Genomic DNA, 22,812 nt, shown 5'->3' on the forward strand with positions numbered 1-22,812 from the left:
TCGTTAGTGATTTTCAGGGTTAACAGTGGGAAATAACTGACAAAGCTGTTGATAGGCGCTCTCCTTTGAACAGTACTCATCGCAATCTTGGCGCAAAAATTGTTGCAAATGGGGATAAAGCTGGATCGCCTGATCAAGAATCGGGTCACTACCCACAGCATAAGCGCCAACATTAATCAGATCTTGATTACGCTGATAACGAGATAATAGTTGTTTGAACTGTTGAGCCTGATAAAGATGGCTTTTATCGACCAGACTGTTCATTGCCCGACTGATGGAAGCTTCGATATCGATTGCTGGATAATGGCCAGATTCTGCCAAGGTGCGTGATAGTACAATGTGTCCGTCTAAAATTGCACGAGCTGAATCGGCAATCGGATCTTGTTGATCATCACCTTCTGTTAATACGGTATAAAAAGCGGTGATACTACCACTACCTTGTATACCATTACCGGCTCGCTCTATTAGGGTGGGTAATTTGGCAAACACAGAAGGGGGATAACCCTTAGTGGCTGGCGGTTCACCGATCGCTAAGGCGATCTCACGTTGTGCCATGGCATAACGGGTCAATGAATCCATAATCAGTAACACGTTCAAACCGCGATCGCGGAAGTCTTCGGCAATCCGGGTGGCGTAAGTTGCGCCTTGTAAACGTAAAAGCGGCGAGACATCAGCGGGAGCCGCGATAACCACCGAACGCTGTAAGCCCTCAGGGCCGAGAATATTTTCAATAAAGTCTTTAACTTCTCGGCCTCGCTCACCAATGAGACCAACCACGATCACGTCAGCTTGGGTATAGCGTGCCATCATGCCCAATAACATACTTTTTCCGACCCCGGAGCCGGCAAATAATCCCATCCGTTGGCCGCGACCTACCGTTAGTAGGCTGTTAATCGCTCTTACGCCAACATCAAGCGGGTGGTTAATTGGTGCGCGTTGCAGGGGATTAATCGGCGCAGTAACCAGTGAAGCGTGGCAATCTGTGGTCGGCAAGGATTTGCCATCTAAGGGTTCACCAAAACCATCCAGAACGCGACCAAGTAGTGCCGGGCCAAGGGGAAATTGTTGGCTGCTATTTTGTTGTTTGTCTGCAGTCGCCGGATGATAAACCTGAGCGCCGGGCACAATGCCTGCAAGATCCTGATAGGGCATTAATAGCATTTTATGGCCATTAAAACCGACGACTTCGCAACTAATCTCGTCACTAGCTGGTTGATGTTGGCGTTTTATTAAACAATTTGCCCCTAACGGCATTTGCAGACCGGTTGCTTCTAACACCAAACCTGTCACGCGGGTTAATTTGCCATAATGGCGCACTGGCGCTAGCTGGCTAAGCTGTTTTTCAAAGCTGTCAATTTGGCCTAACCAACGGGCAAGTTTTGCGGTCATGGACATTTCTCCGGCATAATCAACTGACAAAGCTCCAGCCAGCGGGTTTCTAAACTGGCATCTAATTCACTATTTTCAGCGCTAATTTTACAACCATAACGATGCAATTCCGGCACTGCGATCAGACGCCAGCCATTAGCGGTTAAGCTATCACCCAGTTGTGATTCAACCAGTGCCATATCGTTTGGATTAACTTGAAGTTGAGGGCGACCTGTCAACAGTGGATCTTGTTGTAGAAAATGACTAATTTGGTTCAATAACGCGCTACCGTCACAAACCGCGGGTTGACCTAATACTTGACGAGCAGCCTGCAGAGCAATCTGCATTAAACGGGATGCAATGAAACTGTCTAAACCTTCTAACGAGTGGCGAAACTCGCTTAATAGCGCTTGCCATTGTTGGGTGATAGCGGCCATCTCATTTTTGGCATTATCAGTTCCTGCCTGATGGCCTTCAGCTAGGCCTTGCTGATAACCGGCCTGGTAACCTTGTTGCTGACCATCCGTCAAGCCAGCTTGTTGACCTGCAGCGTAACCTTCTTGATAGCCAATTTCTTTAGCTTGTGCTTTTAAATCATCCAATTGATTGATGTGCGCTAAAACATCTTTTTCACTCTGGTCAGTTAAAGGAGCCTCACTTACAACATGCTGACTATTGATAACAGGATTTAAACCTGGCCATAGAGTAATTTCATCTGGCAGCCAGGGCTGCCATGTTGATAGTGATTTTTTAGACATAGGTTTCTTCACCACCATTCATCACAATTTCACCACTTTCAGCCAAGCGTCGAACGATAAACAAGATTGCTTTTTGTTCTGCTTCCACTTGCGACAGGCGAACAGGGCCGCGTGAAGCCAGATCATCGCGCATGATCTCAGCAGCACGGCGTGACATATTGTTGAGGAAATGATCCCGTAAATTTTGTTCACAACCTTTTAATGCAATAACCAGCGAGTCATTTTCCACTTCTTGCAACAGACGTTGCATGGAACGATTATCCATTTCAATAAGATTTTCAAACAAGAACATCTCGTCGATAATTTTTTGTGCCAGTTCATCGTCATACTCTTTAACCGCACTAATAACCACCTCTTCTTGCTGACTTTTCATCAGGTTGATGATTTCAGCGGCAGTACGCACGCCACCCATTTTACTACGCTTAATATTTTGCCCATCAAGTAGGTTATTTAGTACCTCAGTTAACTCGGCCAAAGCGGAGGGTTGTACGCCACCAAAGGTGGCAATTCTTAACATGACATCATTACGTAGTTTTTCATCAAACAAGGCTAAAACGTCGGCCGCTTGTTCGCGCTTTAAATGCACTAAAATGGTGGCAATAATTTGCGGATGTTCATCGCGGATCATATCTGCCGCCATCTGCGGCTCCATAAAGTTCAGCGTATCGATACCGGTAGCGGTCTCTTTGGTTTCAAAAATATCTTCCAACAAGGTATTGGCACGCTCTTCACCCAATGCTTTGACTAATACTGAACGCAAGTAATCATTGGTATTAACATTAATAGCCGCATATTGAATGGCGTTTTCTTCAAATTCAGCCAGTACATCCGTTAATTCATGGTTAGAGATTTGGCGTAAACTTGACATAGCCACACTTAATTTTTGTACTTCACGGCTATTTAAGTGTTTAAAAATTTCAGCGGCTTGTTCTTCACCCACTGACATTAACATCACTGCACTTTTTTCTGTTCCACTAAGACTCATAATTCTTTACTCATCCAATCACGAACAACCATTGCCACCACACGGGGATCTTTCTGTACCATCTCACGTAAGCGTTGGGTATGCATCTCTGCGTTAACACGTTGCCGTGTCTGTTCTTGGCGCGCAGCTTCATCCTGCTCAATTTTTTGTCGGGCAGCCTGCTCAGCATCTTTTTTCACTTTCAGCTCAGCTGCCATTTTGGCGGCTTTCTCCGCTTGACGTTTTTTATGTAATTGGGGTTTGACCACTAAACGCCACAATAACCAGGCCAACAGTAATAACAACAGATAACGACCAATCTCTAACACATTGGCGATAAAAACCGGTTGTTGCCAAAACTCAAGCGGTTTAAGTTCAGCATCTTGGGCTTGAAATGGTGCGTTTACGACATACAGGCTATCGCCACGCTGCTCAGAAAACTCCATCGCTTCTTGTGCCAAGGTTTTAATTTGCGTTAATTTTTCATCAGTCAGCGGCAAGCTATCATCATTTTCTTTTTTATCGCTATCAGCATAATTAACGATGATGGCCACTGAAAGTCGCTGTAGATTGCCTATTTGATGTTGAGTATGACGAATGCGACGATCTATCTCATAGTTGGTGGTTTCATCAACCCGACTATTATGATTATTATTTATTGGCTGCGGAGCATTTTTATCATTAGGTTTGTCAATCGGGGCTTTGGGTGCTGGCGTGGGTTGGTTCGATAGGGCACCAGGTACACCACCAACTAACAATTGACCGTTTTGCTCACTGCGACTGGTCTGTTTTGAACGCACCGCTGATTCATTGGGCGGCTGGTTGGGTTTGTATTCTTCCGCTGTCTCTTCGGTCCGGGCAAAATTAATTTGCGCCGTAACTTGTGCGTGTACGTTACCTCGGCCAACCAATGGCATAATAATCGATTCGATACGTTGCTTATAACGATTCTCAATCGATTGCACATAGTTGAGTTGTGTCAGATTAAGATCGCGGCTAATACCATCGGGTTGAGTTAATAAATTGCCTAATTGATCAACGATGGTAACATTACTGCTAGCTAACCCACTGACACTACTGGAAATCATATGCACAATAGCGGCAATCTGGCCTTCATCCAATTTGCGACCGTTTTGTAGGTTAAGGGTAACCGACGCGGTAGGATTTTTTTGCTCGCGCACAAACAGTGACGGTTTGGGGATGGCTAAATGTACCCGGGCGCGTTGCACAACACCCAGTGATTCAATGGTTTTGGCTAATTCCCCTTCCAGAGCGCGTTGATAGTTGATCTGTTCACTAAATTGACTCAAACCAAATTTTTCTTGATCCAGCAGCTCAAAACCCGCATTGCCACCTTTGGGTAATCCTTGTTGAGCTAACTTTAGTCTAACCTCATGGACTTGATCAGCAGGCACTTTAACCATACTACCATCAGCAGATAGTTGATAAGGGATGTTCATTTGGCTTAACTGAGTAACAATTTCGCCGCCATCTTTATCACTAAGATTGGTGTAAACAGGGCGATAGTCAGCGCCCTGTAGCCAAAACATAGCCGCGATGAAAAAAGTTATTGCCAAAGCACCAGCAACGATTAATGGTACTTTAGGATCAGATTTTATTTTGTCGAAAATGGTACTTAATCCCTTGAGCGGATTTGCTCCATTAGTATTTACGGCATTCATAGACAATCCTTGCCTTCTCGTTCTTGATGAAGATTGATAACGTGGCGTAACAAAGTGGCTTCCTCATACTGATAAAGTATTTCCAGTTTCATCCTTCTATTATCGTTTTTCGTAATCGGTTTAATGGCTGAAATAGACTTTTAGTTCGGCGCTAATTGTCGGTTTTGATTTATTTGACCTGTGGTAGGGTTATTTTCAGCTCAGTGTCAAAAGATGAGTCAATACAATGGCACAGATTAGAGAAAGTTATTGGAAAAAATAGTTTGAGGTTTTTATGTCAATTCCCGCCATTCAATCTGTTATCGCGCAAATGACAACAGACATGGTTAGCAAAAATAGTATACCGTTAACAGCGACAGCGCAATCAGGTTTTGCCAGTCACTTAATCAACGCAGTAGGTAAAATTAATCAAACCCGAGTAACCGCTAGTCAGAAAGCACAAGCATTAACCTTGGAAAAACCAGGGGTAGAGCTTAATGATGTGATGGTCGATCTGCAAAAGGCCAGTTTATCACTGCAGTTTGGTATTCAAGTGAGAAACAAGCTAGTGGGTGCCTATCAAGAAATTATGAATATGCCAGTTTAAATAAGCCTTTGCTATAACTAAGCCACCGACAAGTGGCTATCTTGGTAATTATTTGGCGGTAGTATCAATAATATTAACTGAATGAGTGACTGATAAAAGATAGCCATAATTATCATTGCTAGCGTTTTTTGCTGGCAATGTTGGTTATTGATGAAATTATGTTTGCTAATAATCTTAAACATACCTCTTTCGATATTAAATATCGCGATAATAATCTTGATAACAAAATTAACCGTTGATTGTTTATTGTAAGCTATTAAATTTAAAAGTTATTATATTAATATTACTTTTTACGGGAAAAAAAAACTGATTGAACTTGCAAATCGTGTTGCGTATTTTCTTTTATTAAAATATGACGGACCAAATAAATTAAATAATTATTAATAAAATAAACAATTATGATTGTTTTAATAGTAAGAGACACGCCTAATAATAGTTCAAAATATAATGATATTTTAAATCAATCTTAGCAAAACGTTAGCAAATCGTAGTAATAAGATAATTTTTTATTCAGGAGAATAGATTATAGCAATAAGCAAAGGAGATTTTTGGAACAGGAAGTAGGGCATTGGAACTTAATTATTGGCCAAATTTCTGCTCCAAAAGCATGCTGATTTATTATTTCCCCGCAGTAATTTCTGTGTCATTTAACTACCCTGGTATTATGTTTTGGCCGCTTAAGCGGTCTTTTTTATTCTTTTTTAAAGCATAAATTTAGCGCTTATACTCAAGTAAAAAAGTGCAATTTAGATTAATGATCATAAAATAAATCATAATCAATGGGTCTAGCCATCAAGTCCAGTAGCCAATTATTCAAATTCACCATAACGGGATTGTAGCTGCTGCTGTTGCGCGGTCTGTTTAATTAACTGCGCCAGCTCATTCATCTGCCTTTCCATCAATTGGCGGATGGCATTTTCATTGGTTAATATTGCTTGTAATAGCTCAGTTAATTGATGACTTAGCGGCTTAGATAATCCAGCAATTGAACCTAATGCCGTAACTTGCTCAACCGCTTGTTGATAACCTTTTTCGCTAACTAATAACTGTTCCCATTGACCAAGTTGTGCCAGCGCTAACATTTGCTGACTAATGGTCAGCAAATGTTGATAAGCACTTAAAAAGGGTTGATGCTCACTGTTCATTAGATTTTCTTGCTGGATCGTTAAGTTGGGCCCAGGTTTGTGCTGAGTCAGTCAATAATTTAATGACATGCTGAATGCGGTCAACATCATTATGCAGACTGGCATGCAGCAGTTCGCGGATCATATAGTCATATAACAGGGCCATATTTTCGCCAATTTCACCGCCTTTTTCTCGATCAATACCGCCATTTAATCCTTCACCAATAATGGCAATCGCTTTAGAGATGGCGTTATTTTTCTGTTGAATATTATTTTGTTCAACAAAAATGACTGCCCGCTTTAAGGCGCTAAGCGCCTCTTTATATAAGATTTGCACCAGCTGGTAAGGTGAAGCATTTAAGATTTGGCTTTCAATATCCACCTGCGCATACATAGTTTCGACCGTTGAGCTATTCATAATTTATTTTGTTAATAGGGCCATTAAGGAGTTACTGCTCTGTTTCATATTGCTGATAGCTTGATCCATCGCGATAAATTTTTTCTGATAACGTTTAAGTGTTGCCGCAATCGTGGTTTGCACACTTTCCATTTTCAAATGTAACATTTTTTTCTGTTGATTAAGCGATTCAGTCGTGAAATGAAGTGGCCCTTCCAGTTTATCCAGGGTCTTTTTTAAATAATGAAAAGTTTCGGTGGCAAAACCGCTTTTTTCACCATCCCCCATAAAGAATTGTTTAACTTTGGCTGGACTATCTTTTAGCGCTTCATCCAATTTTTTATCATCAATCGTTATTTTGCCTTCATGATTAAAACCAATACCAAAATGGTTCAAATGATTCATATCGGGCATATCTTGCACATTTAGCGTCAAATCCTTCACTTGGGAAAAGATCATCGCTGATGAGCTATCGTTTAATAAAATACCATTGTTCGCCGAAGGTGCTTCACCCGGTTTAGTGGGTACATATTTGGTTTGGTTTTTATAAAAGCTGTGCAAACTATTAAAAGCATCAACCCAGCCTTTAATCGCTTTTTTAGTCGGCTCGATATCTTTAGTAATATTAATGGTTTCTGCTATCGGGCTATTGTTATTATTGGTATCTTTTTCAGAGGTTTTGAGCAGGTTAAACGTCACCCCTTCTGGCGCATCTTTAATCTCATTAGTTTGGCGTTCAATGTTAATACCATTAATTTTTACCTGAGCATTTTGGGCGGCGACGGTTTCAGTCATATTATTGCTGTTAAAAATCGCATTCAGTGTGCTATCGCCTTTTACCTCAATAGCCATTTTTGCTTCTGTACCGGTTTTCTTTGAGCTCAGAACTAATTGATGTTCATTCTCTTTAATTTTGACCAGACTAGCAGAGACATTGCCATCGGTTTTATTGATCGCATCCCGGATTTCCCGCAGCGATGTTTGTTCATCGCTGAGTTTAATTTCCAGCGGCTGTTTTTCACTGTTTTGCTTAATAACAAATATTCGCTCTTGGCCGCTGGTAACATTACCACCCAGTTTTTTCTTCACATCATCGATAGTGTTGGTCTTTAAGGCTTGTGCTTGCGCCAGTTGTTCAACAATCACCTCATAATTACCGGCAGCGGCTTTCTCATCGGTGGTGACCGCAACGGTTTTATGCTCTTTACTGACTGAGGTGGTCGTGATTTTGTCAAACTTCATCAACGTTTCGGCAGCCTTTTGCAATTTATCTAGTTCAGCACGCAATGAACCGTAAGCGCTGATCTGTTTATCATATTTTTGCTGTTTTTGTTTTAGTGGATTCAGCTTTTGATTCTCAGAGTTTTCTAATTTATCCAGCCATTCGCCAATGGGCATGCCGGATCCTGCGCCTAAAACAGTCATATTTGACATGATCTTTTCCTGTTCAATTTATAAAGATTATTGCAGTTATCGGCGCTAATTAAAAAAAATTGAGTCAATAGAAAAAATAAATTTATTAGCCAAATGATTAAAGAATTAAAACCCAGCGACGATAACCAAACCAGCCAATTGTTTTGGCATTATAAAAAATTAACAAGGAAATTATTATGGCTCTGGTTATTAATACCAATATGTCTGCGCTAAATGCACAGAAAGCACTGAATAAAACACAAGATACCTTAGGTACCACCATTCAACGTCTATCAACGGGTCTGCGCATTAACAGCGCTAAAGATGATGCGGCGGGTATGTCAATTGCCAATGGCATGACCTCTAACATTATGGGGATGACGCAAGCAGCGCGTAACGCCAATGATGGTATTTCGCTTGCCCAAACGACGGAAGGGGCGTTAGCGCAAGTTAATGATAACCTGCAAGCGATCCGCCGCTTAGCGGTACAGGCCAGTAATGGTACTAACTCAGCTAGCGATATCGCCACGCTACAAAATGAAGTGAAACAGCGTTTAGACGAAATCAATCGTATCTCTGAGCAAACGGATTTCAACGGCACTAAAGTGTTAAGTGCTAATACGATGAAGACTATCCAAATCGGTGCTAATCATGGCGAAACCATTGAGATCGCATTAGAGAAAATCACTTCTGGTGAGTTAAAGATTGAAGGCGTTGATTTAAATGTGTTTGCTGGTGAGTATGTGGATTATAATGCAACTGCGACAGTAGCGGCTGATGTTGGTAAGGATGCGGCGTTAACGTTCCCAGCAAACGCAACAAAAGATTTGGCTGATGGTAATATCAAAATTACTGACGCAGGCGCTTCTGGTTTAACTGCTGCAGCAACTCATGGTACTGCTTTCAAATTATATCAAAAATTGGATAAAACCACCGGTCAAGAGATTGCAGGTGAATATGTTTTAGTTAAAACAACCGGTGCCGGTGCGACTGCGACAACACAAGTTTATGATGTTGAGCTAACGACTAAACTTGTGGGTACGGATGATAAGGGACTCGATATTAAAGTTAAAGGCGAAATCCAAAATGCAGAGTCTGGCGCAGCGGTTGGCACAAAACGTGCACAATTCCAAAATGCAGTTGACGGTGACAAAATCCTTAGCAGCTTAAATGATGCCTTGACTAGTGTTTCTGCTCTGCGTAGCTTATTAGGTGCGATGCAAAATCGCTTTGAAGCGGCGGTTGAGAACCTGAACAACACTATCAACAACCTCTCTTCTGCCCGTAGCCGTATTCAGGATGCTGATTTTGCTGATGAAGTTTCGCGTTTAAGCAACGGTCAGATCCTGCAACAAGCGGGCACTACCGTATTGGCGATGGCGAATCAGTCTACTCAGTCAGTACTGTCTTTATTGCGTTAATTTCAGCGATAAACTCATTAGTCAATTTATTATTTTACGTTGCCGGCCTTGGTGCCGGCTTTTTTATGTCATTTAGCCAGAAAATATCGCAAATGGTGCTCAAGATTGGCGCGCTTAGGCCGATAGCAATAATCAGCCAGGTAGGCTGGCGATCAATAAAAATTGCAATAAAGGAACAATTATGGCTCTGGTCATTAATACCAATATGTCTGCGCTAAATGCACAGAAAGCACTGAATAGAACTCAAGACACCCTGGGTACCACCATTCAACGTCTATCAACGGGTCTGCGCATTAACAGCGCTAAAGATGATGCGGCGGGTATGTCAATTGCCAATGGCATGACCTCTAACATTATGGGGATGACGCAAGCAGCGCGTAATGCCAATGATGGTATCTCGCTTGCCCAAACGACGGAAGGCGCTTTGGCGCAGGTGAATGATAACCTGCAAGCGATCCGCCGCTTAGCGGTACAGGACAGTAACGGCACTAACTCTGCCAGCGATATCGCCACGCTACAAAATGAAGTGAAACAGCGTTTAGACGAAATCAACCGTATCTCTGAGCAAACGGATTTCAACGGCACTAAAGTGTTAAGTGCTAATACGATGAAGACTATCCAAATCGGTGCTAATCATGGCGAAACCATTGAGATTGGATTAGAGAAAATCACTTCTGGTGAGTTAAAGATTGAAGAGGTGAATTTAAATATTTTTGCTAAGTCTTATGCCGATTATGCTACTGCAGCAACTGCAGCAGTAGATATTGGCAACGATACTAATCTCTCCTTCCCAGCGTCAGCAACTAAGGATTTGACTGATGCCAATATCAAAATTGCTGGTACAGGACTAACTAATACACAGAAATTACATCAAAAAATTGATGCCGCCACCGGTAAAGCGGTTGATGGCCAATAATGTGTTAGTGGATACAGCAAATAATACAACTAAAGTTCATGAAGTAACGTTAACAACTAAAGCCGTCAGAACTGCTGGTGCTGCTGCAACTACTCCTCTTGATACAAAAGCAGTAGATGTAACCCTCGGTAAAGAAATCACCGCTGATGCAGTTGCCGGTACTGTCGATACTAAAGTTGCTCGTGCTGGTATGTTAAGTGACGATAAAGTGCTTAGCAGCCTGGATGATGCCTTAACTAGTGTTTCTGCTCTGCGTAGCTCATTAGGTGCGATGCAAAACCGCTTTGAAGCGGCGGTTGAGAACCTGAACAATACTATCAATAATCTCTCTTCTGCTCGTAGCCGTATTCAGGATGCTGATTTTGCTGATGAAGTTTCACGTTTAAGCAACGGTCAGATCCTGCAACAAGCGGGCACTACCGTATTGGCGATGGCGAATCAGTCTACTCAGTCAGTACTGTCTTTATTGCGTTAATTTCAGCGATAAACTCATTAGTCAATTTATTATTTTACGTTGCCGGCCTTGGTGCCGGCTTTTTTATGTCATTTAGCCAGAAAATATCGCAAATGGTGCTCAAGATTGGCGCATTTAGGCCGATAACAATAATCAGCCAGGTAGTCTGGCGAACAATAAAAATTGCAATAAAGGAACTAATTTTATGGCTCTGGTCATTAATACCAATATGTCTGCGCTAAACGCACAGAAAGCACTGAATAGAACTCAAGACACCCTAGGTACTACCATTCAACGTCTATCAACGGGTCTACGCATTAACAGCGCCAAAGATGACGCGGCGGGTATGTCAATTGCCAATGGCATGACCTCTAACATTATGGGGATGACGCAAGCGGCGCGTAATGCCAATGATGGTATCTCGCTTGCCCAAACGACGGAAGGCGCTTTGGCGCAGGTGAATGATAACCTGCAAGCGATCCGCCGCTTAGCGGTACAGGCCAGTAACGGCACTAACTCTGCCAGCGATATCGCCACGCTACAAAATGAAGTGAAACAGCGTTTAGACGAAATCAACCGTATCTCTGAGCAAACGGATTTCAACGGCACTAAAGTGTTAAGTGCTAATACGATGAAGACTATCCAAATCGGTGCTAATCATGGCGAAACCATTGAGATTGGATTAGAGAAAATCACTTCTGGTGAGTTAAAAATAGAAGAAGTCAATTTAAATATTTTTGCTAAGTCTTATGCCGATTATGCTACTGCTGCAACTGCAGCAGCAGATATTGGCAAGGATGCAAACCTTTCATTCCCAGCGTCAGCAACTGCTGCTTTAGACGTGGCTAATATCAAAGTTGGTACTACAGCACTTGGTGCTAATAGGGCATTACATCAAAAAATTGATGCGGCTACGGGTAAAGCGGTTGATGGCCAATATGTATTAGTTGATAGCACAACGGCAACCGCAGTTAAAGTTTATGAAGTAACTTTAACTACTAAGGCGATTGGTGCTAATGGTGTTGATAAAGCAGTAGATGTAACCCTGGGTAAAGAGATCACCGCTGATGCAGTTGCCGGTGCTGTTGATACTAAAGTTGCTCGTGCTGGTATGTTAAGCGATGATAAAGTGCTTAGCAGCCTGGATGATGCCTTGACTAGCGTTTCTGCTCTGCGTAGCTCATTAGGTGCGATGCAAAACCGCTTTGAAGCGGCGGTTGAGAACCTGAACAATACTATCAATAATCTCTCTTCTGCTCGTAGCCGTATTCAAGATGCTGACTTTGCTGATGAAGTTTCGCGTTTAAGCAACGGTCAGATCCTGCAACAAGCGGGCACTACGGTATTGGCGATGGCGAATCAGTCTACTCAGTCAGTACTGTCTTTATTGCCTTAATTTCAGCGATAAACTCATTAGTCAATTTATTATTTTACGTTGCCGGCCTTGGTGCCGGCTTTTTTATGTCATTTAGCCAGAAAATATCGCAAATGGTGCTCAAGATTGGCGCATTTAGGCCGATAACAATAATCAGCCAGTTAGGCTGGCGAACAATAAAAATTGCAATAAAGGAACTAATTTTATGGCTCTGGTAATTAATACCAATATGTCTGCGCTAAACGCACAGAAAGCACTGAATAGAACTCAAGATACCCTAGGTACCACCATTCAACGTCTATCAACGGGTCTGCGCATTAATAGCGCTAAAGATGACGCCGCCGGTATGTCAATTGCCAATGGCATGACCTCTAACATTATGGGGATGACGCAAGCGGCGCGTAATGCCAATGATGGTATCTCGCTTGCCCAAACGACGGAAGGCGCTTTGGCGCAGGTGAATGATAACCTGCAAGCGATCCGCCGCTTAGCGGTACAGGCCAGTAACGGTACTAACTCTGCCAGCGATATCGCCACGCTACAAAATGAAGTGAAACAGCGTTTAGACGAAATCAACCGTATCTCTGAGCAAACGGATTTCAACGGCACTAAAGTGTTAAGTGCTAATACGATGAAGACTATCCAAATCGGTGCTAATTATGGCGAAACCATTGAGATTGGATTAGAGAAAATCACTTCTGGTGAGTTAAAGATTGAAGAGGTGAATCTGAATGCTTTTGCGCTAGTTTATGCCGATTATAATGCAACAGCAGCAACAGACGCTGAGTTAGAAGCCGCATTCAAAGATAAATTCCCAACTACTGCAACCGCTGCTTTAGCCGCGGCTAATATCAAAATTGGTACTACTGCATTAACTGGTACGCAGAAATTACATCAAAAAATTGATGCCGCCACGGGTAAAGCCGTTGATGGCCAATATGTTTTAGTTGATAGCACAACGACAAATGCAACTAAAGTTTATGAAGTTAATTTAGCATTTGGTCAAGATGGTAGTACTCCTCCGGCGAAAACAATCACTATTACTCAGGGGAAAGAGATCACTGCCGATGCAGTTGCTGGCGATGTTGATGTAAAACTTACGACCGCCCGTAATGGGATGTTAGCGACAGACAAAATCCTTAGCAGCCTGGATGATGCCTTGACTAGCGTTTCTGGCCTACGTAGCTCATTAGGTGCGATGCAAAATCGCTTTGAAGCGGCGGTTGAGAACCTGAACAACACTATCAACAACCTCTCTTCTGCCCGTAGCCGTATTCAGGATGCTGATTTTGCTGATGAAGTTTCGCGTTTAAGCAACGGTCAGATCCTGCAACAAGCGGGCACTACGGTATTGGCGATGGCGAATCAGTCTACTCAGTCAGTGCTGTCTTTATTGCGTTAATTGCTTTATTTAACCACTATTCTGGTGGTTTTTTTACTGGCCGGCTTTGCCGGCCAGAGTGATAAAATAACGATGGGTATTTGTTATGGCAATATTAATTATCATCATTATTATAGGAATGAATAAATAACCATATGGCATTTGTCACCAATAACAATCTTTCAGCGCGGCTTGCTCAACGAGCACTAAATAATCAGCAACAGAGCCTGACAACCACTATTGAGCGTTTATCGACCGGACTACGTATTAACAGTGCTAAAGATGATGCCGCTGGGTTATCAATTGCTAATGGCATGACCTCAAATATTATGGCTATGACGCAGGCTGCCCGTAACTGTCATGATGGTATTTCCTTGTTGCAAACCACCGAAGGGGCATTGAGCCAGGTGACGGATAATCTACAAGCTATCCGGCGCTTAGCGGTACAGGCGTTAAATGGCACCAATTCTTCTCAAGATATTCAAACCTTACAACAGGAAGTCGACCAGCGCTTAGCTGAAATTGATCGCATTGCCGCACAAACTGATTTTAATGGCATTAAGGTATTCGCCAGACAGGCCAAAACCTTGTTGCAGGTGGGCGCCAATTATGGTGATACGATCGAAATCGGTGGCCAAGCAATCAACACCAAGGCGTTAGCAATAAACGATTTGGATTTAACTAATCGCGCCAATATCACCACCAATCCAACCAATCCAGTTAATCCCGTACAACCGAGTAAACCCTATGCGGATTATGATATTAATCAGGTATCTTTAAATGATCTTAATAGCCAACTATTGGCTTTGGGGCGAATAACACAACCATTAACCACTGCAAATCTAAAAATTATCATACCAATACAGTCGGGATTAACGCCACAATCGGTATTTGGTGTCGATTATCAGTTACATCAGAAAATTGATAATTCAACCGGCCAAATTATTGCGGGTGAGTTTGTATTGATTACTGCCAATAATGACCGCTATGATATAACTATGCATGCTAGAACCATGGCATCAGGGTCATCGGAAGCCCGTATTTATCTTATAAGAAGTAATCAGGGTGTCGCTGGATCCCCAAACGTCCCGCTGCACCCGACACCTGCCAGCAACGATAATATCTTAACCCGCATTGATAAAGCTTTAGCCCAAGTTAATAGTTATCGCAGTTCGCTTGGTGCAACGGAAAATCGGCTGGCAGCCACTATCGATAATTTAGCCAATACCACTAACCACTTACAGGCTGCCCGTAGCCGTATTCAGGATGCGGATTTTGCCTACGAGGTGGCTAATTTAACTAAAACCCAGCTTTTACAACAGATGGGTTCCTCAGTCTTAAAGTTGGCTAATCAATCAGCCCAAGAGGTATTAACCTTATTCCGCTAACCTTTCTTTGATCATAGATTTGCCACTCAAGCCATTTATGCGGTTAAAAATAGTCGCTAAGTAAAAAACGGCCATTTTTTAGCGCTATTTTCGCCATTAGCTTAAATTTAATTTCGGATAATAAGCGCCAGTTGATAACTGACAGGTGCTTACGGTGAATGATCTCTATACCCAGGATGGGGTGATTGAAAAAGATGTGCTGTGGGAGCGTTATATTCCCTTAGTACGCCATGAGGCATTAAAATTGCAAGTCAGATTACCCGCTAGTGTAGAACTGGATGATTTAGTCCAGGCGGGTGGTATCGGTTTGTTGGATGCATTAGAGCGGTTTGATGCCAGCCAAGGCACCGCTTTTACCACCTATGCGGTACAACGCGTGCGGGGTGCAATGTTAGATGAATTACGTGCTCGCGATTGGGTGCCTCGTAGTGTGCGTCGTCAAGCGCGAGAAGCAACCAAAGTCATGCAGCAGCTTGAGCAAGCGTTAGGCCGGCCGGCGACCGAACAGGAAATTGCCGATAAATTACACATTGGTCTGCTTGAGTATCAACAGCTACTGCAGGATACCAATAATAGTCAGTTATGCTCGTATGATGAATGGCATGAAGTGCATGGTGAAAGCTGCGAACCGATTATTGAGGTTGACGACGAGCGAAATCCGCTGCAAACTTTAATAGCAACTGATATTCGCAAAAATATTATAAAGGCGATAGAATGTTTGCCTGAAAGGGAAAAAATGGTTTTGACGCTCTATTATCAAGAAGATCTGAACCTGAAAGAAATAGGCGCCGTGTTGAATGTGGGGGAATCCCGCGTCAGCCAGCTACATAGCCAGGCGATAAAACGGCTACGAGCGCGTTTAAATCCAGATAAATAATATTTTTTATTTTTTTGTTTACGTTTTACACACAGGGCTTATCTAATATGTCTGTTTCTAACCAAAAGAAGCGGCCGCTGAGCCGTTATATTAAAGACTATAAACATAGTCAAATTCACTGCGCACACTGTAACAAAACCCTTGATCGGATTTCATTAGTATTTAATGATCAAATTCTAAATAAAGAAGCGATTTCAGCCATGACCGAGTTGATTGATAGCCAAGCATGGGCAGAATTACAGCATAAATTTACTGCATTATGTCGTTTTTGTAGTGAGATATATTGTAATAGTGATACTGGCTATTTTGATATTATGTCCTTTAAACAGTATTTATTTAAAGAGACAGAGATGAGCCATAGCACAGTGCGTGAATATGTGGTGCGCTTGCGTCGCCTGGATGAGTTGTTAAGTGAAGCGCAATTTCCCGTCAATGAAGTGGCGATTGAAAAAATTCAAGCGCAGATACAGGATAAAATGACCGAGTCGGCCTTTAGTAATTACAACATTGCTTTGCGTAAATATGAGCAGTTTCTTAACTGGCAGGCTAGCCATTCAGCCTAATACGGCAATCAATTGTCACTAAATGCTTTCACAGTGATTAGATAAATAAGGCCTTAGTAAATGCTAAGGCCTTATTGCTTGAAGCGAAAAATTATTTAAGCGTCATTAAACTGGCATTGCCGCCAGCCGCAGCAGTATTGATACTGACGGCGCGCTCATGGACTAAACGCTCAAGTAATAACCGACTGTCACCGGATCGGTATCCTTGTACGGAAATAATTGGCCCATCACGCTCAGCAATCACAGTACAAACGGTTTGTAACTGCTGGCTTTCGCCATGAAAAATAACCGCATCAAATTGGCAGTCAACTTGTTGCCAGTTATCCGTTAGCGTGATCATTTGATTGACCAATTCAGGCAAAGCAGCACACAGTTGCTGTTGTATGGCATTATTTGGCCACACTACTGGGCATCCCATGGCTAACACCGCTGCCAGCTGCAGCAGGGCATCTGATTGACTTTCAGCCAAACACAGGATCCGCCCGCGCGGCACCAGGCGATAACTATTATGTTCACCGGTTGGGCCGGCTAATTGGTAGCATATTTTGCGATGGGACAAGGGTTGATAGTGGCGAATAACGTTGTCAAGTACTTGATCATGCTGTTTTTTAGCCCAATCACAGAAGGCATCAAATGGCGTTAATTGAGCCAATGGCGGTTGGCTACTGGTTAATGGAACGGGATTATCTGGCTGCTTAAACACTTTATCGATAACGCTTTCTGGCCGCTGGCTAAGTAATCGATAGAGATAGAGCGGGCCACCGGCTTTTGGTCCGGTACCCGATAACCCTTCACCACCAAAGGGTTGTACGCCAACCACGGCACCGACCATATTGCGATTAACATAAATATTACCCACTTTTGCCGTCTGGCTAACATAAGTAATGGTTTCATCAATACGGGTATGCAAACCTAAAGTCAAGCCATAACCTGAGTCATTAATTTGTTTGATCAGTTGATCTAACTGATGCCGTTTAAAGCGTAAAACATGGAGTACAGGGCCAAAAATTTCCTTTTTTAGTTCGTCAAAATGATCGATTTCAATTAAAGTGGGGCGGACAAAAGTGCCTTGTTGCCATTGTTTGTCGTCCGGTTGGCTAGGTTGTTCAGCCTGATAAATCCTTTTACCCGCTTGTCGCATTTTTTCAATATGATGCTCAATATTCTGTTGTGCTTGGCGATCAATAACTGGGCCAATATCCGTCTCTAGCACAGTCGGATCACCAATCCGGTATTCGGCCATCGCGCCGGTTAACATAGTCAGCGTGCGTTCAGCGATTTCTTCTTGCAGGCAAAGAATACGCAAGGCAGAGCAGCGTTGGCCGGCACTATCGAAGGCTGAAATGATAACATCATTGACAACTTGTTCAGTGAGAGCGGATGAATCAACGATCATGGCATTTAAACCACCGGTTTCGGCAATCAATGGAATGGGTTGTTGCTGCGCATTAAGTCGATTGGCAAGATTGCGCTGGATCAGTTTAGCCACACAGGTTGAACCGGTAAATAGCACACCCGCTGCGCGCGTGTCATTAATCAATTTGCTGCCCACTTGCTCGCCTTGACCGGGTAGAAGTTGGAGAACATCATGCGGTATGCCTGCTTGATGCAGCAATTCAACCCCTAGCATCGCAATAATCGGTGTTTGTTCTGCCGGTTTGGCCAGTACGCTATTACCGGCCGCTAAAGCGGCAGCGATTTGGCCGCTAAAAATAGCCAATGGAAAATTCCATGGACTAATGCAAACCACCACACCTAGGGGAGAATAAGTTTCATTATTGAAATTTTCACTGATCTGTTCGGCGTAGTAGCGCAGAAAATCGATGGCTTCGCGCACTTCAGCAATGGCATTACTATAGGTTTTGCCCGCTTCACGGATCAATACGCCGATTAAACGGCAAATTTGTTGCTCCATCAGGGTAGCCGCTTGTTGCAAAATCGCCGCTCGTTGTTCGACTGGTACTGTCGCCCAGCCAGTAGCAGCGCTAGTGGCAACTTCCAATGCATGCTCTACGTCGGTCATCGTCGCTTCATGAACATAGCCGACGATATCGTTATGATTAGCCGGATTAATGATCGGCAGCCGGGCTGAAATTTCATATTGTGAATGATGTTGACCGCCCAGTAATGGTTTAACGTGATAACAGCTTAGAGTGGCTAGTAAGGTCTGCGCCAGTGCTGCTAGGTGATGCTCATTGGTCAGATCAATACCAATCGCATTGAGGCGCTTTTGACCATAGAGTGCGCGAGGCAGCGGGATTTGTGGGTGTGGTAAACCCACCTGGCCTTCTGTTTCAGCCGCTGATAGCACCTCTTGCACTGGATCGGCTAGCAGTTTAGCTAATGGAATATGATGATCGGCAATCTGATTAACAAAAGAAGTATTAGCACCATTTTCCAGTAAGCGCCGCACCAAATAAGCTAGTAAGGTTTCATGGCTGCCAACCGGTGCATAGATACGGCAGGGACGATTAAGTTTACCCTCAGCGATGGAGCCGACAACTTGCTGATAGAGTGATTCGCCCATGCCATGTAGACATTGAAATTCATATTGCCCCGGATAATAATTTTCACCAGCCATATAATAAATACTGGCTAAGGTATGGGCATTATGCGTCGCAAATTGCGGATAAATTAAATTAGGCACTGACAGTAGTTTACGGGCACAAGCCAGATAGCTGACGTCAGTATAAATTTTTCTGCTATAGACTGGGTAGCCTTCAAGACCCTCTATTTGCGCGCGTTTAATTTCACTGTCCCAATAAGCACCTTTTACCAAACGGATCATTAAACGGTGCTGACTGCGTTGCGCCAAATCGATAATTTCGTCGATAACATACGGACAGCGCTTTTGATAGGCCTGAATAACAAAGCCAATGCCATTCCAGCCAGCCAGTTGTGGCTCGAAGCACAGTTTTTTTAGTAAATCGAGGGAAATTTCTAGCCTATCAGCCTCCTCAGCATCAATATTGATACCGATATCATAATGGCGTGCTTGTAAAGTTAATGTTAATAGACGAGGATAAAGTTCATCCATCACACGTTGATATTGGGCGCGACAATAGCGCGGATGTAGCGCCGACAGTTTAATGGAAATGCCGGCACTGGCATAAAGGCTTTTACCGCTGGAAGCCTTTCCAATTGCATCAATCGCTTGTTGATAAGCGGCCATATAGGTTTTTGCATCTTCAGCAGTTAGGGCGGCTTCACCTAACATATCATAAGAGTAGCTAAAGCCTTTATTTTCCATTTTATGGGCATTACTGAGTGCTTGTGTGATGGTTTCACCAGTGACAAATTGTTCACCCATTAGTCGCATTGCCATATTCACAGCTTGACGAATAATGGGTTCACCACTTTTACTAATGATTCGGTTAAGGGCACTAGCCAGTTTAGTTTCATTATGGCTGGCAACTAATTTACCGGTAAAGAGCAAACCCCAAGTAGCGGCATTAACAAATAATGACGAACTTTGTCCAATATGTGACTGCCAGTCACCACCACTAATTTTGTCGCGGATCAAGCTATCACGGGTTGCTTTATCTGGGATGCGCAGCAGTGCTTCCGCCAGACACATAAGGGCAATGCCTTCTTGCGAGGAGAGAGCAAACTGTTGTAATAGGCTCTGTACTAAACCCAAGCGGCCAAAACTATTCTTTTGTGCGCGTAGATTTTTAGCTAGCTGATAGGCTAGTTGATAAACTGCCTCGCTTTCTGTTAGCCGGGCTTGTTCTAGTAATGGCGGTAATAGCTCTGTTTCAGGTAATCGATAAGCGGAGGTCATTGCCGAGCGTTTTGCTGATTGCGGTAAAATCTGCGCGGCAAAATTTAAGAATAAGGAATGATCGGTTTTGGCGCATATCGGGGATTCGCTAGATAAGTTTGCTTTTTCATTAACTTTGGTAGCCGGGAATTGAACCATAGTTTCCTCATTATCAAAGTGTCTAAGATAATTAAATGTTGCCTGTCCTATTAACTAATCGGTATAAGATCCAGGCGTTGTAAAGTTTTTTGCTACCTTTTCTGATTACTTTATCAACAGTAAGAATAACTGCAATTATCCTGCGACTCATTCTTACTGCTAATAGTTGTTAGAAGTCGGTAATTTAACAATATCCTTTATGTTTTAATTTGGTGCAATATTGTTAACCGATGAAAGTGTTAGAAATGTGAAATAAATCTATTTTTGTATTAATTAAAATAGATTTTATTATAAGTATTGTTATATCTTCCTGAAACATAAATAAATAAAAAAAGATTAAAGCAAATAATAAAATGATTATTTTATTAAAATATAATCAAATAAATTAACATTTGTGACTTATTCGTTGGTTATTGGAATATAACGATTGAATTTGTATTGTTTCATGGTTCATCAATTAAGTTGAACTCATTTTTATCCAAAATTAAATTTCGGGATGAATAGGAAAATAAAGTCAGTTTATATGTTAATGGTAAGTTTAATATTTGTTAGCAAAAAATGATAGCTAATATGCCTGCAAACTGACTAAAACTAAAAAAGAGAAAAACAATGGAGAGGGACAGATGATATTAAGCTATCCAATGATAATGATGTTTGTAGTTTATATTTTTGTTATGTTACTAATTGGTTTTTGCGCTTATCGTTCGACAAGTAGTTTTGATGATTATATTTTAGGCGGACGTCGTTTAGGTGGGGTAGTAACCGCGCTTTCTGCTGGCGCATCGGATATGAGAGGCTGGTTATTAATGGGCTTACCCGGCGCGATTTTCCTAAGTGGTATAGCGGAAAGTTGGATTGCTATCGGATTAGCATTAGGCGCTTATTTAAATTGGCGATTAGTCGCTGGGCGATTACGTATTCAAACCGAAAATAATCATAACTCCCTGACATTACCAGACTATTTTACCAGCCGTTTTGAAGATAAAAGTAAAATATTACGTATCGTGTCGGCCTTGGTGATCCTCATTTTTTTTACTATCTATTGTGCTTCCGGTGTCGTTGCAGGTGGATTACTGTTTGAAAATACTTTTGGCATTAGCTATCAGCAAGCGATGTGGTTAGGTGCATTAGCCACCATAATATATACTTTTTTGGGTGGTTTTTTAGCGGTCAGTTGGACCGATACGGTACAAGCGACTCTGATGATTTTTGCCTTGTTATTGACCCCGCTGATGGTGATTTTTGCTGTCGGTGGTTTGGACAGCGCAGTAACATTAATTAACAATAAAAATCCGGCTTACCTAGATATGTTTAAAGGATTAAATTTTGTCGCCATTATTTCTTTACTAGGATGGGGCTTAGGCTATTTTGGCCAACCGCATATATTGGCGCGTTTTATGGCCGCCGATTCAGCGCAAACCATCAACCAGGCACGACGTATTAGTATGACCTGGATGATACTCTGTTTAGCGGGTACGATTGCCGTGGGTTTTTTGGGTATTGCTTATTTTGATCTGCATCCCACGGTTGCCGGAGCAGTTATAGCCAACCCTGAACGGATATTTATGGAATTAGCCACTATTTTATTTAATCCTTGGCTGGCCGGAATATTGCTATCCGCCATTTTGGCGGCCGTGATGAGCACCTTGAGTTGTCAATTATTAGTTTGTGCCAGTGCACTGACTGAAGATCTTTATAAACCTTTTATCAGACCAAAGGCCAGTCAAAGAGAGTTAGTTTGGATTGGTCGGGCGATGGTGTTAGTGGTGGCGGCAATGGCTATTTTTATTGCGCGTGATCCCAATAATAAAGTGTTGATTTTGGTTAGCAACGCCTGGGCAGGTTTTGGCGCGGCCTTTGGCCCAGTGATCTTAATTTCAGTGTTGTGGCAACGTATGAATCGCTACGGTGCCTTAGCGGGTATGTTGGTCGGCGCTTTAACGGTGTTAATTTGGATGCAATATAAGTGGTTTGGTTTATATGAAATTATTCCTGGTTTTATTTTTGCCGCTATCGCCATTGTTATCGTTAGCCTGTTAACTACTGCACCTAGTCAAAGCGCAGTTAAACGTTTCGTTAAAGCGGAGGCAGCGTATAAGGCCAGCCAATAACTAGTCGGCGTCGACTGATTAATTAGCCGATATCCGATGGTTTAATCTAAAATTTATGCGCTATGAGGTTTAGTCAATTATTTTTATTAGCTAAATCCACCCAATTATTTAG

At 42.5% G+C, this 22,812-nt stretch carries 15 protein-coding genes and 2 pseudogenes; 9 read left to right on the forward strand and 8 right to left on the reverse strand.

The window, feature by feature from the left end; genetic code table 11:
- Nucleotides 1-3 precede the first annotated feature (3 nt).
- From fliI to fliF, 4 genes are read right to left on the reverse strand one after another with little or no spacing between them, the layout of a single operon-like run.
- Complete coding sequence (fliI, locus tag ArsFIN_RS07160) at nucleotides 4-1,389, reverse strand: flagellar protein export ATPase FliI (RefSeq protein WP_026822114.1); 1,386 nt, start codon at nucleotides 1,387-1,389, stop codon at nucleotides 4-6.
- Entirely contained in the window at nucleotides 1,386-2,126 is a 741-nt protein-coding gene (gene fliH / locus ArsFIN_RS07165) for a flagellar assembly protein FliH (protein ID WP_026822115.1), read from the reverse strand. Before fliH ends, fliI begins: the two co-directional genes overlap by 4 nt.
- Nucleotides 2,119-3,111, reverse strand: a complete 993-nt coding sequence (gene fliG, locus ArsFIN_RS07170; protein ID WP_026822116.1) for a flagellar motor switch protein FliG — start codon at nucleotides 3,109-3,111, stop codon at nucleotides 2,119-2,121. The genes fliH and fliG overlap by 8 nt, the downstream gene beginning before the upstream one ends.
- A complete protein-coding gene (gene fliF, locus ArsFIN_RS07175; protein ID WP_026822117.1) occupies nucleotides 3,108-4,772 on the reverse strand; it encodes a flagellar basal-body MS-ring/collar protein FliF in 1,665 nt (554 codons plus the stop codon). The genes fliG and fliF overlap by 4 nt, the downstream gene beginning before the upstream one ends.
- Nucleotides 4,773-5,046: 274 nt before the next feature.
- Here fliF and fliE point away from each other — a divergent pair, with 274 nt between their 5' ends.
- Complete coding sequence (gene fliE / locus ArsFIN_RS07180) at nucleotides 5,047-5,358, forward strand: flagellar hook-basal body complex protein FliE (RefSeq protein WP_026822118.1); 312 nt, start codon at nucleotides 5,047-5,049, stop codon at nucleotides 5,356-5,358.
- 809 nt (nucleotides 5,359-6,167) lie between these two features.
- Here fliE and fliT read toward each other — a convergent pair.
- The 3 genes from fliT to fliD are packed head-to-tail and all read right to left on the reverse strand — an operon-like array spanning nucleotide 6,168 to nucleotide 8,313.
- Entirely contained in the window at nucleotides 6,168-6,503 is a 336-nt protein-coding gene (gene fliT / locus ArsFIN_RS07185) for a flagellar protein FliT (protein WP_026822119.1), read from the reverse strand.
- Nucleotides 6,493-6,900, reverse strand: coding sequence for a flagellar export chaperone FliS (gene fliS, locus ArsFIN_RS07190; protein WP_026822120.1), 408 nt, complete (start codon nucleotides 6,898-6,900; stop codon nucleotides 6,493-6,495). The genes fliT and fliS overlap by 11 nt, the downstream gene beginning before the upstream one ends.
- A 3-nt stretch (nucleotides 6,901-6,903) precedes the next feature.
- Nucleotides 6,904-8,313: a flagellar filament capping protein FliD gene (fliD, locus tag ArsFIN_RS07195; RefSeq protein WP_026822121.1), complete on the reverse strand. Its 1,410-nt coding sequence runs from the start codon at nucleotides 8,311-8,313 to the stop codon at nucleotides 6,904-6,906.
- 176 nt (nucleotides 8,314-8,489) lie between these two features.
- On the opposite strand from fliD, the gene ArsFIN_RS07200 reads away from it, so the two are divergent.
- The 7 genes and pseudogenes from ArsFIN_RS07200 to fliZ all read left to right on the forward strand — a co-directional run bounded on the left by ArsFIN_RS07200 (nucleotide 8,490) and on the right by fliZ (nucleotide 16,667).
- Nucleotides 8,490-9,713: a FliC/FljB family flagellin gene (locus ArsFIN_RS07200; protein ID WP_135677608.1), complete on the forward strand. Its 1,224-nt coding sequence runs from the start codon at nucleotides 8,490-8,492 to the stop codon at nucleotides 9,711-9,713.
- A 181-nt stretch (nucleotides 9,714-9,894) separates the two neighbouring features.
- Nucleotides 9,895-11,104 (forward strand): annotated as a pseudogene (locus ArsFIN_RS27320) (FliC/FljB family flagellin).
- 184 nt (nucleotides 11,105-11,288) lie between these two features.
- Nucleotides 11,289-12,479 (forward strand): FliC/FljB family flagellin, encoded by a 1,191-nt coding sequence (locus ArsFIN_RS07215; protein ID WP_135677611.1) that lies wholly within the window; start codon nucleotides 11,289-11,291, stop codon nucleotides 12,477-12,479.
- Nucleotides 12,480-12,663: 184 nt separating this feature from the next.
- Nucleotides 12,664-13,860 carry a FliC/FljB family flagellin gene (locus tag ArsFIN_RS07220; protein WP_135677612.1) on the forward strand — a complete coding sequence of 399 codons (1,197 nt, stop codon included), beginning with the start codon at nucleotides 12,664-12,666 and terminating at the stop codon, nucleotides 13,858-13,860.
- A 134-nt stretch (nucleotides 13,861-13,994) separates the two neighbouring features.
- The gene (locus ArsFIN_RS07225; protein WP_026822125.1) at nucleotides 13,995-15,227 is read left to right on the forward strand and encodes a flagellin N-terminal helical domain-containing protein; all 1,233 of its coding nucleotides are present in this window, start codon (nucleotides 13,995-13,997) and stop codon (nucleotides 15,225-15,227) included.
- Nucleotides 15,228-15,381: 154 nt separating this feature from the next.
- Nucleotides 15,382-16,104, forward strand: coding sequence for an RNA polymerase sigma factor FliA (locus tag ArsFIN_RS07230; protein WP_026822126.1), 723 nt, complete (start codon nucleotides 15,382-15,384; stop codon nucleotides 16,102-16,104).
- Nucleotides 16,105-16,151: 47 nt separating this feature from the next.
- Complete coding sequence (gene fliZ, locus ArsFIN_RS07235) at nucleotides 16,152-16,667, forward strand: flagella biosynthesis regulatory protein FliZ (RefSeq protein WP_026822127.1); 516 nt, start codon at nucleotides 16,152-16,154, stop codon at nucleotides 16,665-16,667.
- Nucleotides 16,668-16,758: 91 nt separating this feature from the next.
- On the opposite strand, the pseudogene putA reads toward fliZ, so the two are convergent.
- A pseudogene (gene putA, locus ArsFIN_RS07240) lies at nucleotides 16,759-20,643 on the reverse strand (trifunctional transcriptional regulator/proline dehydrogenase/L-glutamate gamma-semialdehyde dehydrogenase); the annotation flags it as partial.
- Between the two features lie 569 nt (nucleotides 20,644-21,212).
- Here putA and putP point away from each other — a divergent pair.
- Nucleotides 21,213-22,700, forward strand: a complete 1,488-nt coding sequence (putP, locus tag ArsFIN_RS07245; RefSeq protein WP_026822128.1) for a sodium/proline symporter PutP — start codon at nucleotides 21,213-21,215, stop codon at nucleotides 22,698-22,700.
- Nucleotides 22,701-22,812 lie beyond the last annotated feature (112 nt).

Source organism: Arsenophonus nasoniae (genome assembly GCF_004768525.1).
Classification (GTDB): Bacteria; Pseudomonadota; Gammaproteobacteria; order Enterobacterales; family Enterobacteriaceae; genus Arsenophonus; species Arsenophonus nasoniae.